The 14,260-nt window shown below is 69.6% G+C and carries 14 protein-coding genes and 1 pseudogene; 7 read left to right on the top strand and 8 right to left on the bottom strand.

All coding sequences use genetic code 11. From position 1 onward, the window contains the following. The first annotated feature begins 51 nt into the window (after nucleotides 1-51). The 3 genes from ACIREO_RS24810 to ACIREO_RS24800 all read left to right on the top strand — a co-directional run bounded on the left by ACIREO_RS24810 (nucleotide 52) and on the right by ACIREO_RS24800 (nucleotide 4,001). Nucleotides 52-1,635, top strand: coding sequence for a sigma-70 family RNA polymerase sigma factor (locus tag ACIREO_RS24810; protein WP_404113870.1), 1,584 nt, complete (start codon nucleotides 52-54; stop codon nucleotides 1,633-1,635). 137 nt (nucleotides 1,636-1,772) lie between these two features. Then, entirely contained in the window at nucleotides 1,773-3,602 is a 1,830-nt protein-coding gene (locus tag ACIREO_RS24805; protein ID WP_404113869.1) for an FUSC family protein, read from the top strand. A gap of 21 nt (nucleotides 3,603-3,623) precedes the next feature. Beyond that, nucleotides 3,624-4,001, top strand: a complete 378-nt coding sequence (locus ACIREO_RS24800) for a VOC family protein (protein WP_404113867.1) — start codon at nucleotides 3,624-3,626, stop codon at nucleotides 3,999-4,001. Nucleotides 4,002-4,043: 42 nt separating this feature from the next. Here the strand turns inward: ACIREO_RS24800 and ACIREO_RS24795 are convergent, their stop codons facing one another. The 3 genes from ACIREO_RS24795 to ACIREO_RS24785 all read right to left on the bottom strand — a co-directional run bounded on the left by ACIREO_RS24795 (nucleotide 4,044) and on the right by ACIREO_RS24785 (nucleotide 6,881). Continuing rightward, entirely contained in the window at nucleotides 4,044-4,385 is a 342-nt protein-coding gene (locus ACIREO_RS24795; protein ID WP_404113865.1) for a hypothetical protein, read from the bottom strand. Nucleotides 4,386-4,421: 36 nt separating this feature from the next. Continuing rightward, complete coding sequence (gene ctaD / locus ACIREO_RS24790) at nucleotides 4,422-6,152, bottom strand: cytochrome c oxidase subunit I (RefSeq protein WP_404113863.1); 1,731 nt, start codon at nucleotides 6,150-6,152, stop codon at nucleotides 4,422-4,424. A 177-nt stretch (nucleotides 6,153-6,329) separates the two neighbouring features. Then, nucleotides 6,330-6,881, bottom strand: coding sequence for a glycoside hydrolase family 25 protein (locus ACIREO_RS24785; protein ID WP_404113861.1), 552 nt, complete (start codon nucleotides 6,879-6,881; stop codon nucleotides 6,330-6,332). A 191-nt stretch (nucleotides 6,882-7,072) separates the two neighbouring features. Here ACIREO_RS24785 and ACIREO_RS24780 point away from each other — a divergent pair, with 191 nt between their 5' ends. Next, nucleotides 7,073-7,732: an NADPH-dependent F420 reductase gene (locus ACIREO_RS24780; protein WP_404113859.1), complete on the top strand. Its 660-nt coding sequence runs from the start codon at nucleotides 7,073-7,075 to the stop codon at nucleotides 7,730-7,732. A gap of 81 nt (nucleotides 7,733-7,813) precedes the next feature. Here ACIREO_RS24780 and ACIREO_RS24775 read toward each other — a convergent pair. Continuing rightward, nucleotides 7,814-8,236, bottom strand: a pseudogene (locus tag ACIREO_RS24775) (radical SAM protein); the annotation flags it as partial. 181 nt (nucleotides 8,237-8,417) lie between these two features. Between ACIREO_RS24775 and ACIREO_RS24770 the strand changes: the two are divergent. Further along, nucleotides 8,418-8,963 carry an SRPBCC family protein gene (locus ACIREO_RS24770; RefSeq protein WP_404113857.1) on the top strand — a complete coding sequence of 182 codons (546 nt, stop codon included), beginning with the start codon at nucleotides 8,418-8,420 and terminating at the stop codon, nucleotides 8,961-8,963. A gap of 79 nt (nucleotides 8,964-9,042) precedes the next feature. On the opposite strand, the gene ACIREO_RS24765 is transcribed toward ACIREO_RS24770, so the two are convergent. Further along, the gene (locus tag ACIREO_RS24765) at nucleotides 9,043-9,501 is read right to left on the bottom strand and encodes an STAS domain-containing protein (RefSeq protein WP_404113855.1); all 459 of its coding nucleotides are present in this window, start codon (nucleotides 9,499-9,501) and stop codon (nucleotides 9,043-9,045) included. A 232-nt stretch (nucleotides 9,502-9,733) separates the two neighbouring features. Here ACIREO_RS24765 and ACIREO_RS24760 point away from each other — a divergent pair, with 232 nt between their 5' ends. Next, nucleotides 9,734-10,225: a MarR family winged helix-turn-helix transcriptional regulator gene (locus ACIREO_RS24760; protein WP_404114074.1), complete on the top strand. Its 492-nt coding sequence runs from the start codon at nucleotides 9,734-9,736 to the stop codon at nucleotides 10,223-10,225. A 33-nt stretch (nucleotides 10,226-10,258) separates the two neighbouring features. Here the strand turns inward: ACIREO_RS24760 and ACIREO_RS24755 are convergent, their stop codons facing one another. After that, the gene (locus tag ACIREO_RS24755) at nucleotides 10,259-11,446 is read right to left on the bottom strand and encodes a PP2C family protein-serine/threonine phosphatase (protein ID WP_404113853.1); all 1,188 of its coding nucleotides are present in this window, start codon (nucleotides 11,444-11,446) and stop codon (nucleotides 10,259-10,261) included. Nucleotides 11,447-11,728: 282 nt separating this feature from the next. On the opposite strand from ACIREO_RS24755, the gene ACIREO_RS24750 reads away from it, so the two are divergent. Beyond that, nucleotides 11,729-12,586: a SigB/SigF/SigG family RNA polymerase sigma factor gene (locus tag ACIREO_RS24750; RefSeq protein WP_404113851.1), complete on the top strand. Its 858-nt coding sequence runs from the start codon at nucleotides 11,729-11,731 to the stop codon at nucleotides 12,584-12,586. A gap of 242 nt (nucleotides 12,587-12,828) precedes the next feature. Here ACIREO_RS24750 and ACIREO_RS24745 read toward each other — a convergent pair whose 3' ends face one another. Both ACIREO_RS24745 and ACIREO_RS24740 read right to left on the bottom strand, forming a co-directional pair. Next, the gene (locus ACIREO_RS24745; RefSeq protein ID WP_404113849.1) at nucleotides 12,829-13,017 is read right to left on the bottom strand and encodes a hypothetical protein; all 189 of its coding nucleotides are present in this window, start codon (nucleotides 13,015-13,017) and stop codon (nucleotides 12,829-12,831) included. Nucleotides 13,018-13,284: 267 nt separating this feature from the next. Then, nucleotides 13,285-14,145, bottom strand: a complete 861-nt coding sequence (locus ACIREO_RS24740) for a pentapeptide repeat-containing protein (protein WP_404113847.1) — start codon at nucleotides 14,143-14,145, stop codon at nucleotides 13,285-13,287. Nucleotides 14,146-14,260: the final 115 nt, after the last annotated feature.

The raw sequence follows: 14,260 nt of genomic DNA, 5'->3' as shown, positions 1-14,260 counted from the left end.
CTCCCGAGTGTGGGAAGTGACGGAACAGGATCCCGGAAGAGTGAGCAGAGCATGGGCGAGACACGCGAGACGGCGTTGATCAAGGCCGCGCAGAAGGGCGACCCCGAGGCGCAGGACCGGCTCGTCGCGTCCTACCTGCCGCTGGTCTACAACATCGTCGGCCGCGCGCTGAACGGTCATGCCGACGTCGACGACGTGGTCCAGGACAGTGTGCTGCGCATGCTCCGCGGCCTGCCCGCACTGCGTACCCCTAAGAGCTTCCGGTCCTGGTTCGTGGCCATCACCATGAACGAGATACGCGGGCACTGGCGCGAGCGCAGGACCGGGGAGATGTCCGCGGACCGGATGGACGAGGCCCACGACGTCGTCGATCCCGCCGCCGACTTCGTCGAACTGACGATCGTCCGGCTCGGCCTGACAGGTCAGCGCAGGGAGGCCGCCGAGGCCACACGGTGGCTCGACGACGACGACCGCGAGCTGGTGTCGCTGTGGTGGCTGGAGACGGCCGGGGAGCTGTCCAGGGCGGAGGTGGCGAGCGCCCTCGACCTGTCCCCCCAGCACACCGCTGTGCGCGTCCAGCGGATGAAGGAGCGGCTGGAGGCCGCCCGGGTGGTCGTACGGGCCCTGGCGGCGCACCCACGGTGCGTCCTGCTCGAAGACCTGACAGCCCGGTGGGACGGGATGCCGTCCGCACTGTGGCGGAAGCGTCTGGTGCGCCACGCGCGTGAGTGCACGGTATGCGCGGGGCACCGGTCGGGGCTGGTCCCCGCGGAAGGCCTGCTGGTGGGGCTGGCCCTGGTCCCCGTGGCGGCGTCCGCGGGCGTCCCGGCGGCGGAGCTCGTGCCGACGGCGTTCCTGCCCTCGGCAGCGGCCGTGTCCGCCCCCGGACGTGCCGAGCGCCGGCGGGACGGCGTCAGACGCCGACGCCGCACGACGGTGGTCGCCGGCCTGGCCGCGGTCGCCGTACTGGGAGGCGGGGGCACCGCGGTCCACCTCCACACGGACGACGCGGACGGGGACCCCGCGACGGCCACAGCTCCGCTCACCGGTCCGTCAGCACCGGTGAGCTCGCCGTCGTCGCCGTCGGCCTCCCCCTCCTCCCCCGCCGCCACCTCGGCGTCGCCGTCACCGTCGGCGACCACGTCTCCGTCCGCGTCCAGGAGCCGGAGCTCCGCCCCCACTCCAGAGAGGACGCGGCGGACGCACACGCCGTCCTCCGAGCCGGCTCCGGCTCCGAAGGCCTCGTCGGCCCCTTCGGTGGCCGACGAGGTCATCGCCCTGGTCAACGCCGAGCGGGCGAAGGAGGGCTGCGCGTCGGTGAGCGGGAACAGCCTGCTGACGAAGGCCGCATCGGGTCATTCCGCCGACATGGCGGCGCGGGACTATTTCTCCCACACGTCGCCGGACGGCACGGACCCCGGCGCACGCATCACCGCCGCCGGGTACCGGTGGAGCACGTACGGCGAGAACATCGCGAAGGGCCAGCCGACCGCCGCGGCGGTGATGGACTCCTGGATGAACAGCGACGGCCACCGGGCGAACATACTCAACTGCGCCTTCAAGGAGATCGGGATCGGCAGGGAGGACTCGTCCGGCGGCCCCGTGTGGACCCAGAACTTCGGCGCCGCCCTCTGACACGTACGGTCCGCGACACCGTCATGCCGTGGAAACGGACAGGTAGCACGCTCTCCACGTAAGGGATCTACGCTGGGTACGAGCCCAGGCCGAAGGCGTCCGCCGGCGACAGTGTCCTCCCCGCGGACAGGAGCACGGTGCCCACGCTTTCCCTTCTTGCCACCCGGCTGCCCCCTTGGCTCGCGCATGCGCTGCGCGCTCAGCGCGGACCGGTCCCGTGGAACGCGGTGCTGCGCGGGACGCTGGCCGCCCTGCCCCTGCTCGTGTCGGTGGTCGCGGAGCGGCCGACCGCCGGGGTCCCCGCCGCACTCGGCGCGATGCTGGCCGGCATCAACGACCGTCCCGGAAGCCGCCGCGCCTCCGTGGCCCGGCTGGGCTTCCCCGCGCTGGCGGGCTCAGCCGGCCTGCTGCTCGGCACGGTGATCGCGGCGGCTGTGGGCAGTGGTCGGTCCGTCGTCGTCCTGCCGCTCGTGTTCGGGCTGCTGGGCCTGGTCGCGGGAGCGGTCAGTTCCACCGGGCCCGTCGCGTCCGCGTGCGGCACACAGGTGATGGTCGCGGCCGTGATCGGGGCCGGTATGCCGCTGCCCGAGCCCGGACCGGTGCGGGCGCTGCTGTTTCTGGCCGGTGCCGGATGGCTGCTGCTGCTCCGGCTGGTCCTTCCGTCGCCGGGGAAGCTGCGCGGCGGGCCGTACCGGCTCGACGGGGAGCGGGAGGCGGTCGCCGGGGTGTACGAGGCCGCGGCCGGGCTCCTGAGCGCCACAGGCGGCCCGCGGGCCCGCGCGGGGCGGGCGGCGCTGAGTGCCGCGCTGGACCGGGCGCAGGACGCACTGTCCGGCCCACGCCTGCGCCGGTACGCGAGCTCCGCGGCCGAGCGTCGGCTGCACGCCCGGTACACGGCGGCGTTTCCGCTGGCTGAGGCGGCGACCGCACTGGCATGGGCAGGGGCCCCGTTGCCCGCACGGATCGTGGAAGGCCCCCGGAGGCTGGCGGCCGCGGTCCGGATCGGCGGGCCGTGCGGACCGCTGGCGGCTCCGTCCAGGACCGATGCCGGGCTGCGGGCCCTGGACGATGCCCTGCTGCGAGCCGCGGCGGCCTTCGACCGCCCCGCCGACGCGCCGCCGGGCGGGCGCGAAGCGCGCTCGTACGCGTCCGTACTGTGCCGGGCGTGGAGTGCGGCGGGGCGCGAGTACGGCCTTCGGGTCGCGGTGTGCTGTGCGACGAGTACGGTCGTCGCGCAGTGGCTGCATCACGACCACTGGTACTGGCTGCCCGCCACCACCGTGTTCCTCGTCAAGCCCGATCTGGGGCCACTGGTCTCACGAGTGGTGTGCCGGGCCGTGGGTACGGTCGTGGGCGCCGTGGTCTTCGGTGGCCTGGCCCTGGCGTCAGGCCCCTTCCCGCTGGTCGCGACGGTGGCGCTCTGCGGTGCGCTTCTTCCTGTGGCCACCCGTCACTTCGCGGTGCAGACAGCGGTGGTCACCGTGCTCGTGCTGTCCCTCGTCGTGCTGGGGGGTGAGCCGCCGGCCTCCTGGGGGCGCGTGGTGGAATCCCTCCTCGCCTGCGCGACGGTGCTGCTCGTCGGGCACCTGCCGCTGCCGGGCCGGCGGGGCCAGGCCGTACGGGCCGCCCTCGACACGGCGGTGGCGGCGGCCCACCGCTATCTGGGGCACGTCCTGGATGCCCGGGAGGACCACACCGGAAGGGCGGCGCTGCGCCGGGACGCCTACCGCTCGCTGTCGGCGGCCCGTGCGGCGATCGACCTGTCGGCGGCCGAACTCCCTCCGGTGGCCAGGCACTCGGCTGGTTCCGAGGGGGTCGCGGGGGCGCTGGAACGACTCGTCGACACCACCACGGCCTGTGCGGTTCAGCTGGACCACCCCTCCGCCGAACTGCCCTCGCCGCACTCCGAACTGCTCGCCGCGCACCTCTCCGAGCTCGACAGGGCGTGGGCGGTCCCGGTCCGGTGAGCTGCTTCTAGGATGCTGCACATGATCGCTGAACTGCAGTGTGTGGTGCTGGACTGTCCTGACCCGGCGCGACTGGCCGGGTTCTACGCGGCCGTGCTCGGAGGGGAGGCCGGACGGCCCGACAAGCGGTGGGCTCTCGGTGACGACTGGGCGACGGTGCACACCCCGGCCGGACTCGTGTTCTGCTTCCAGCGGGTCGAGGATTATCTGCCTCCGAGGTGGCCGGACCCCGCCGGCCCGCAACAGTCCCACCTTGACTTCGGTGTCCCGGATCTGGACCGTGCCCAGGAGCAGGTGCTCGCGCTCGGGGCGACTCTGCTGGACCGAGGCGACGACACGCGCGGCTGGCGGGTGTTCGCGGATCCGGCCGGGCATCCGTTCTGTCTGCTGCTCCACTGACCCCGGGTGCCTGGACACAGGAACAGGCACCCGGGGCGGGGGTCAGCGGCTGATCGACGTCAGGGCGGCGCAGGTACCGCCCACCGTGCCGATGGCCAGGACGGACAAGGCCACGCAACGGGCCCTGAGCCGTTCGTAACGCGCCGTGTACTCGCCCCGGAGCTCCACGGCACGGCCGGCGATCCTTGTGAGCGTCTCCCGGCAGACCTCGATCCTGTCTGCCGTGAAGACGCGCTCGACGTCCTCACGCTGGGCGGTGGTGAGCCACGGCAGCGCGTCGGTGAAGGAGCGGGCCTGTCTGCGGGCCTCCTCGACCTCGGCGTTCCAGAGCAGGTAGCCCTCGACCTGAGCCAGGCCACGGGCGCTCTCCTTGTCCGGTTTCACGCGGTCCTCCTCTCCTCGGCCTGTCGCTCCGGGTTCCTATTCCTGCTTGTCCCCGGGAGCCACGGTGACGGAGGCGTGAGGCTGGTTCGCCACGTCCTCGAGGGCACGGATCGCGGGGTAGTGCAGGTCGAACGCCGGCGATTCGGAGCGGATCCGGGGAAGTGTCAGGAAGTTGTGCCGCGGGGGCGGGCAGGATGTCGCCCATTCGAGCGAACGGCCGTAGCCCCAGGGGTCGTCGACCTCGATCTTCCTGCCGTACTTGGCGGTCTTCCAGACGTTGTACATGAACGGAAGCATCGACAGCCCCAGCAGGAACGAGGAGATCGACGAGATCGTGTTCAGGGCGGTGAAGCCGTCGGCGGCGAGGTAGTCCGCGTAGCGTCGCGGCATGCCCTCGGCACCGAGCCAGTGCTGCACCAGGAAAGTGCCGTGGAAGCCGATGAACAGCGTCCAGAAGGTCATCTTCCCGAGCCGCTCGTCCAGCATCTTGCCGGTGAACTTCGGCCACCAGAAGTGGAACCCGGCGAACATCGCGAAGACCACGGTGCCGAAGACGACGTAGTGGAAGTGCGCCACGACGAAGTACGAGTCGGAGACGTGGAAGTCCAGCGGCGGTGAGGCCAGGATCACGCCGGTCAGACCACCGAAGAGGAAGGTGACCAGAAAGCCGACGGACCAGAGCATCGGTGTCTCGAAGGACAACGACCCCTTCCACATCGTGCCGATCCAGTTGAAGAACTTCACACCGGTCGGCACCGCGATGAGGAATGTCATGAACGAGAAGAACGGCAACAGCACACCGCCGGTGACGTACATGTGGTGCGCCCACACCGTCGCCGAGAGACCGGCGATGGCGATCGTCGCCGCGATCAGACCGACGTATCCGAAGATCGGCTTGCGGCTGAACACCGGAATGATCTCGGAGACGATTCCGAAGAACGGCAGCGCGATGATGTACACCTCCGGGTGGCCGAAGAACCAGAAGAGGTGCTGCCAGAGCAGTGCGCCACCGTTGGCCGCGTCGAAGACATGTGCGCCGAATTTCCGGTCGGCCTCCAGCGCGAGCAGCGCGGCGGCGAGGACCGGGAAGGCCAGCAGGACCAGGACGCCGGTCAGCAGGACGTTCCAGGTGAAGATCGGCATGCGGAACATCGTCATGCCGGGGGCGCGCATGCAGATGATCGTGGTGATGAAGTTGACCGTACCGAGGATCGTGCCGAAGCCGGAGAAGGCCAGGCCCATGATCCACATGTCTCCGCCGACCCCTGGCGAGCGGACCGCGTCGGTGAGCGGGGAGTAGGCGAACCAGCCGAAGTCGGCCGCGCCCTGCGGGGTGAGGAAGCCGGCCACGACGATCAGCGAGCCGAAGAGGTACAGCCAGTAGGCGAACATGTTCAGCCGTGGGAACGCCACATCGGGCGCGCCGATCTGCAGCGGCATGATCCAGTTCGCGAATCCGTTGAACAGCGGCGTCGCGAACATCAGCAGCATGATCGTGCCGTGAATCGTGAACGCCTGGTTGAACTGCTCGTTCGAGACGATCTGGTCACCCGGACGGGCCAGCTCGGCACGCATGACGAGCGCCAGGATGCCACCGACGATGAAGAAGGCGAACGACGTGATCAGATACATCGTGCCGATCGTCTTGTGGTCGGTGGTGGTCAGCCACCTGATGACCACGTTCCCCGGCTGCCGACGCCGTACAGGCAGTTCGTCCTGGTAGGCGGCATCGGCTTCCGCCGATGCTGAGGGAACCCTCGTCGTCACTGCGGCACTCCTTCGGTCGACGGCCGATTGCGGACTCGGCGACCAGAATGGACTCCCCGCGGCGCCGCCGCAGGTCATCTCCGTGCGCACTGCACCGGTGGCTGGCAAAGGGCACTCCACTGGCCGATGGTCATCAACTCGGTGTTGACGACCGCATCGCACCTCCGCGGTCCGGCCTCAGGCCGTGGCCCAGTCGCGCATCGCCTTCCGCGAGGGGAAGTCGGCCACGTTCTTGTCGAGCGGATCGTCGGTGTACTGGTGGATTCGCCAGTCCGCCTCGATCCGTGGTGCGGCCGCCTTGCCGTAGTCGGCGATCCAGAGTCCGTCACCGGCGTACGAGGTCGTGTCGTGGTTGATCCAGAAGGAGCGATTGCAGTAGAGCAGGACCCGGTGATGAGGCCTCAGCTTCTTCACCTCCCGGATGAAGCGGTCCTTGTCCGCATTGCTCGCACGCGTCCCCTCCCCGGTCTGTTCCCAGTCGACGGCGAGGAGGTCGCCCTCCTTCTCCGGCGTCTTGTCGAGGAAGTAGTCCGCCTGCTCCTTCGCGTTTCCGGGCCAGAGGAAATGGTAGAAGCCGACGACACAATCGGCGTCCCTCGCGCGCTTCACCTGGCTCTTCAGTCTCGGATTGACATAGGAGCGGCCTTCGGTCGACTTGACGAAGACGAAGTCCGATCCGTCAGTGTCGTAGTCCGTCTGAAAGGCGCTGACATCTACGCCGTGCAGCACGGGCACCACCTCCAAGTGGGGCGTTGCGGTTCCGTTTCTCTCTTCCATACGTGCCCACGCGGAGCCCTCTCATCCGCCGCCCGGGTGCTGAACCGATTCGGCACACCCGGAATAGTGTCCGCACCCCCGGGGTTGGTGATCCGTCGAGACCCTTTCACTCCAGGCACGCGGCATCGGAAGGTCGGATTTTCATGAAGATCGGCATCATCGGGGCAGGCAACATCGGCGGCAACCTCACCCGGCGTCTCACCGCGCTCGGACACGACGTGTCCGTCGCCAATTCCCGCGGGCCCGAGACGCTCAAGGACCTCGCCGAGGAAACGGGCGCCACGGCGGTCACGGCGGCGGAGGCGGCGCGGGGAGCACAGATCGTCGTGGTGACCGTTCCGCTCAAGTCGGTCCCGGACCTGCCCTCGGGCATCCTCGACGGAGCGACCGACGATGTCGCCGTCATCGACACGGGTAACTACTACCCGCAGCAGCGTGATGGACGTATCGCGGCCATCGAGGACGGGCTGACGGAGAGCCGGTGGACCGAGAAGCAGATCGGCCACCCGGTGATCAAGGCGTTCAACGGCACATACGCCCAGGACATCCTCGACAAGGGGCGCCCCCAGGGCACACCTGGCCGCCAGGCTCTCCCCGTGTCCGGCGACAACACTGCGGCCAAGCAGGCGGTCCGGATCCTGATCGACCAGCTGGGCTTCGACACCGTCGACACGGGCGGCCTCGACGAGTCCTGGCGCCAGCAGCCAGGAACGCCCGTGTACGGGAACCGGGGCGACGCCGACGCCATCGCGAAGGCATTGGCCGACGCCTCCCCGGAACGCACCGCGGAGTGGCGCGCCTGACCGGCGGCAAGCCCGTCACCGCGCCGGACCGCACCTCGGCCGCTGTGGCCGGGGCGTGGTCATCGGTCAGCCTGACGCGGCTCACTCCTGGGCAGGGAGACTCTCCATGAACGAACTGACCGAGAACACGGCCCGGCCGGGGCCCGCGGGGCCGTAGCCGGGCGGTGAGGACAGCCCGCACTCCTCCATGGCCGAGCGATAGGCGGCGAGCAGCCTGATGTGGTATTCGAGGGGCGCGCCGTCGGGGTTGGTCTTGCCCGGGGGCGTCGTGGGCTCGGGGCACCAGGTCGTGAAGCACGGGGTGATGCCGTGCGACATGAAGAAGCGAAGGCCTTCGGTGGTCGAGGCGATGGCCTCGTCGACGGTCGTGAAGCCGAAGGGCTCCGCCATCTCGACACCGGCGACGAAGTTGGGAATCACGTTGCGCGCGCCGAAGACGTCGGCGGAGTCGAGGATGCGGCGGTGCCACTCGTCGCGTCCCACATAGCGTTCCTTGCCCGGGCACGATGCCGGTGGGGCCGGGTCGGCTGGTGCCCGGCATGTGCGGGCTCCTCGGGTCCGGTGTGCTGGACGCTGTTGCGTGTACGCCACACTGTCCAACGAACCAGAACCGCCCAGCGTTCGCAGATGATCCCTCCGGCTTACGCGAGATGCCCCGGCCGGCCGAGGACGAGGAGTACCTCTCATGCCCCGCACCATGTCCGTATCGGACAGCATCCTGATCCGGGCGGCGCCGTCAGCCGTGTACGCACAGGTGAGCGACCCCACGGCGATGGGCCGGTGGAGTCCGGAGAACCAGGGCGCGCGGATACTGGGGGACCGCCAGGGAGCTCATGTCGGCATGGTCTTCGAGGGCCGCAACAAACGCGGCTCCTTCCGCTGGACGACCCGGTGCACGGTGACGGCCGCCGACCCGGGCGAGCGGTTCGCCTTCCGCGTGCACGCGATCGGGGCGCGGCGTCCGCGGCTGCCGGGTGCCATCGCTCTGTGGGAGTACCGCTTCGAGGCGGTCGAAGGCTCCACCCGGGTCACGGAGACCTGGACCGACAACCGTCGGGCGTGGCCCGACTTCCTCGCCAACGCCTTCGACCGGGTCGCGACGCGTGGGCATACGTTCGCGGAGTTCCAGCGCGGAAACATCCGTACGACCTTGGAGCGCCTCAAGACCGCGCTGGAGCACGACGGCCCGGAAGAGGCCGGTCTGGTGCAGAACGGCCCGCACCAGGGGTGAGACGTCCGGCGCGGTCCGGTGAAAGCCGCACACCGGCTGCCGGCGGCCGGATCGTGTTCGCGGAGCCCGGCGGCAGCCCTCAGAGGGCTTCGCCGGGCATCACGACGCGGGTCAGGGCCTCGGCCGTGGTGAGGACCGTGGGTATGAGGACAGCGACGCCCGTGATGTCCAGCAGTCTCGCGAGGTGTGACGGCGCGGCGGCCAGGCACAGGGACCCGTGCCGGTCCTTCGCGTACCGCAGGATGCCGATCATCGTGTTGAGACCGGAGGAGTCGCAGAACTCCACGGATGCCAGATCGAGAACCACGTGAGGTCTGCCCTGTCTGATCAGTTCCAGGGCTCTGGTCCGCAGCACCGGAGCGCTGTCCGCATCGATCTCTCCGGCGACGGTGAGGACTGCCACGGCCTCCGCCGGGTACCGGACGGTGAGCTCGAGGGTCTGGCTGTGCGTCATGGGTGTCAGTACTCCAAGCCGGGAGCGGGTTCCCATCGCGGCGGAGGCGACGGCCCGCTGGAAGATCACAGATTCAGATGTCAACCACAGAAACATACCCCACGACAACTATTGTCATGGGGAAACATACTGGAGTGCCGGCCGTAATTTCGGAAGCCTGCTGCAGAGGGGGGTACGATATTCAGGGCCACGCGCGCGCCCCTGAACCTTTTGCCCTGGCTTTCCATACGAGCGCGACGAATGCCCGGCTCGTTTTTTGCTCAGTCCGGTGGCCAGACGGACGAGTGAGGCGATGCCGGATCGGAGTGTCATCAATATGGGCCTGAGCCCCGAACCCGACCGCCGGTCCCGGGACGCGGCCCGCGAGGGTTCCGAGTTCGTCGAGCTCCTCGAAGTCCTCTGGGAGCACGGACGCGAGGCCCCGCCGACGGGCCCGGTCTCCCCTTCCCAGCTTCGCGTGCTGTACACGCTGGACCGCGAGGAGGGCATCAATCTGCGAATGCTCGCCGAATCCCTCGGATCAGCCTCCCCCTCGGTCAGCAGGCTGTGCGACCGCCTCCAGGCCACGGGGTTCGTGGAACGCGCCCCCAGCCCTGTGAGCCGCCGGGAGCTGGAGCTCCGGCTGACCAGCCACGGCAAGGCCTACCTCGTCGACCTGCGTACGCGCAGGGAGGAGGTGTTGATGTCCACGATCGACGCCATGCCGGCCAAGGCGCGGCGTTCCTTCCTCGAAGGACTCAGGGCCTTCCGCGAAGCCGCCTCGGGGCAGGACGGCAGCGGCGCGAGACCCCTGCGGTCGACCGGATAGAGGCCGGTCGACCGCCCTTCCCCCCGCCGACGGTCACTCGAGCGCCTCACCGGCGGCGGCCCGTCGGCCGAACCAGTCGAGGCAGACCACCAGGGCATCGTCGTCCAGCGGCGCCGCACCTTGGTATTCCCGCAGATCGCGGAGGATCGCCATCGGCACCTGCTCGGACGGCAGCAAGCGGTGCGCGGACAACGACCGCGCCAGAGCGCGCTGCCCATAGCGCTCGCCCGCCGCCGAAGCGCTGTCGTAGACACCGTCACTGCCGATCAGCAGCCGGTCGCCCGGCTCCACCCGCAGGCGCTCCGCGACGTACTCCGTCTCTTCGAACATGCCCAGCGGAAGCTGCGCGTCGAAGTCGAGGGTCTCGACGGCACGCCCCCTGAGCCGCCACACGCGGGGGGATCCCGCGTCCACGGCCTCCATCTCCCCCGATGCCAGATCGATGCGCAGCAGCAGGACCGACGCGTGCAGCGCGCCGCGGTGCTGGGCGTAGACGGCCTGATCGGCGAGGCTGGCCTGGCCGGCGAGGTCGAGGCCGGCGCGCCGGGCGTTGCGCAGCGCGTTGACGACGAGGTTGGTCAGCAGGGCCGCCTCCATCCCCTTGCCCATTCCGTTGGTGACGGTGAGCGTGAGGTGATGGGCCGACACAGACCAGTCGAAGTTGTCGCCGAAAATCGCGTACGCGGGCTCCAGATGGGCGCCCAGTGAGAACTCGGGGCGGGACACGGAGCGGCCGGGCAGCAGCTCCCACTGCATCTCCGCGGCCAGGGTCAGCCGCGTGGCGCGGCGGGCCAGGAGGTAGAGGTCGGTGTCCCGTTCGGCGACCAGGATCTCGTGACCGAGCGCTTCGCAGATGTACTGCATCCCCGCGAGGCCCGCCGGGGTGCAACTGCTCTCCGGTGCCGTGACGCTGAGGACGCCGAGCCGGTCACCCCGAACAGTGACGGGCAGGTGCGCGGTGGCCGGCCCCGGCGCGGTCACAGGCTCCACGAACGGCTCCTGGGCTCCGAAGGCCCGCCCCTGCGGGCTGTCATGGACGGGCACCGGTTCGGCGAGCGGCGCCTCGGACACCACCTGTAGCGTGGTCATGCCGTAGTCGGCGAGCCGCAATTCCACACTCTGTACGTCGCACTGCTCCCGCAGAGCCGCCCTGACGACATCGAGGAGCAGATGGGGTGCGGCCTTGCGCAGCTCCCGCTCGACGGCAGCGAATCTGTCCACGTGATCCTGTTTCTCATCGTGTTGCGCCGAACCCCGGACCGCCCCGGCCACCGGCCTCCAGCGTACGGGTCCTGTACCCGATCCAGCGCGGCGCGCCCGAGAGGTCGCACCAGCGGCCGGTGAACTCATCTTACGATGCCCAGGAGCAACTGTTTCCACGCAGCAAGAAAATTCGCCTCAGCGCACATAGGCCCACCAGTGCGGGGCAGGGGCTGGAGACGAAGCGCGCTCAGCACAAGGGAGGGTGGGAACCCAGTGATTCCTGAACAGACTGCCGGAACCGTGTCGGCTGACGAGGGGTCGGCTACGGAGGCCTCGCCGGGGCACGTCGGTGAGCTGCCCTGGATCGAGGATGCGGGCAAGGTGGCCCCGAAGGACGCTCGCGCTCTGTCGATGCTGTTCTTCGAGCAGTTGCAGGTCCTGGAGGAGGGCACGCACGAGTACCAGTACGCGCGCAACACCCTCATCGAGATGAACATCTCCCTGGTCCGGTTCGCCGCGCGCCGCTTCCGCAACCGTGGCAGTGGCGACATGGAGGACATCACCCAGGTCGGAACGATCGGTCTCATCAAGGCCATCGACCGCTTCGAGCTCTCTCGGGAGGTGGAGTTCGCCACCTTCGCCGTCCCCTACATCGTCGGCGAGATCAAGCGCTTCTTCCGGGACACCACGTGGGCCGTCCATGTCCCCCGGCGGCTGCAGGAACTCCGGGTCGATCTGGCGAAGGCGAAGGACGAACTCTCCACTCGCATGGACCGCGACCCGACGGCGAAGGAACTGGCCGACTTCCTGGACCTCACGGAGGACGAGGTCATCGAGGGCGTCATCGCCTCGAACGGTTACACCGCGGGATCCCTCGACCTGCCGACCGACGGCAGCGAGAGCACGGGCAAGGCGTCGCGCACCTTCGCCGACATCCTGGGCGAGCCGGACTCCGCCATGGAGACGGTGGAGAATCTTCACGCCCTGGCCCCGCTCCTCGGGGAACTCGACGAGCGCGAGCGCCGCATCATCGAGATGCGCTTCGGGCAGGAGATGACGCAGTCACAGATAGGCGCCGAACTGGACGTCTCCCAGATGCACGTCTCCCGCCTCCTCACACGCACGCTGGGCAAGCTCCGCGACGGCATGCTCGCCTGATCGCCTGATCCGTCCACGCCCCGCACCGCTCAGCCGTCCCGCCCCCGCGGAATGCCACCGGGCCGGCCGGGTCGCGCTGCCGCAGGCCATCTCTCGACTCGACGCGTGCGCGGCACCCTCGTCGCCGAGGCCACCCGACGCGGCAGTTCGGCTCAAGCTCCACCGGGATTTCGCGCCCAGCCCCCGGCCGCGCCGGTGGTCCCGTGAACGGTCCACCGGCGCGGCCGGGCAGGCCGCCTGCCTCACTCCCCGGCCGTCGGGGACGCCGCCGCGGAGGCCGCCCTCCTCGCCCCGGGGCCGTACCAGAACACCAGGGCCGTCAGGATGGCGAGCATGCCGGCGTGCTCGGGCGAGGCGTTGGTGAGGATGACCATATCGAAGCCGATCGCCCGGAGTTCGAGGTCGACGGTGGTGATGAACTTCGTCAGCACCCACCTGGGTGGTCAACAGCAGGGCCGCGCCGAACGGCAGGATCGCGAGCCCGCCCTCCAGGGCGTTGAAGCCGACGACGTTCCGGAGGTACCGCACCAGGTAGATCAGGAAGCCGGTGAGAACCGCCGCGAGGAGCAGGAGGTCCACGAAGGCTCCGGCCCGCGTGCGGTCGGCGAAGATCTTTCCGGGCAGCAGGGGTTCGACGGTGCGCCGGTCCACCACGAGTTTCACACCTGTGACATGCCTCCGCGGCACGCACCGGGTGTTCAGGCGGTCTCGGTGCCGCTCGCCGTCCAGTGCGAAGGACGGGCCAGGGAGTCAGGCAGCTTCGTGGCGGCGTTGCCCCTCGCCGCGTTCAGCTGCGCCTGGGTGAGGAAGAGGGCACCGGTGAGGTCGGCGTCGGACAGATCGGCGTCACGGAAGTCGGCGCCGATGAGCTCCGCCCGGCGCAGGTCGGCTCCGCGCAGGTCAGCCGCGATGAGGTACGCCCCTCGGAGTTCGGCCCCGCGCAGGTCGGCACCTCTGAGCCGGGCTCCGATGAGGTCAGCACCTCGTCGGCTCCGTGTGCCACGCCGGGGAACGGTGGCGCGTTCGAGTTCTCCGGCGCGCAGGAGCAGGGCCGCTGTCGTGTCCCGGTGTGCGGACACATCCAGCTCCGTGAGCTCCTCGGCGGGCAGATGAGTGAGGCGTTCCGTCACTTCGAGGGCTTCGCGGAGATCGGCGTGCAGGTCCGTGGCCGCCGGCAGGGTGAGGGCTTCGGTCAGATACCAGAGCAGTTCATGAAGCTGCCTCATCACCGGGAAGACCTGGAACATCTGCTGGGCGGTATCGGCGGCCGTCCGCCAGTCCCGGCCGGCATAGGTCTCCTGGGAGACCTTCTGGCCCGCACCGAAGCAGTCGTACACGGTGCAGCCGGAGAAGCCTTCGGGCCGAAGCCGGGTGTGGATGCCGCATCGGAAGTCGTCCGCCAGATTGGGGCAGGGGGTCCCCGCCGCCTTGTCGATCGCGAAGTCCGCCGACGCGGTCAGCGTCAGTGCGACGCAGCAGAGCCCGAAACAGTTCGCGCAGTCGGCGCGCAGGGCGGCTCGTTCCGTGAAGGGTTCGGCCGTGGGGTCGTCGTCGGGCACGTAGGTGGTTCCTCCGAGATGCGGTTTCCGTCAAGCTTACGGGCATCAGAAAATCCGGCGGCGAGGCCTCTGTCAGTGCACGGAGGCACACTTGGCAAGAGGGCTCGGCACCGGC

This window comes from Streptomyces sp. NPDC102441 (genome assembly GCF_044765585.1).
GTDB lineage: Bacteria > Actinomycetota > Actinomycetes > Streptomycetales > Streptomycetaceae > Streptomyces.
This window is presented reverse-complemented; position numbering and strand designations above follow the sequence as displayed.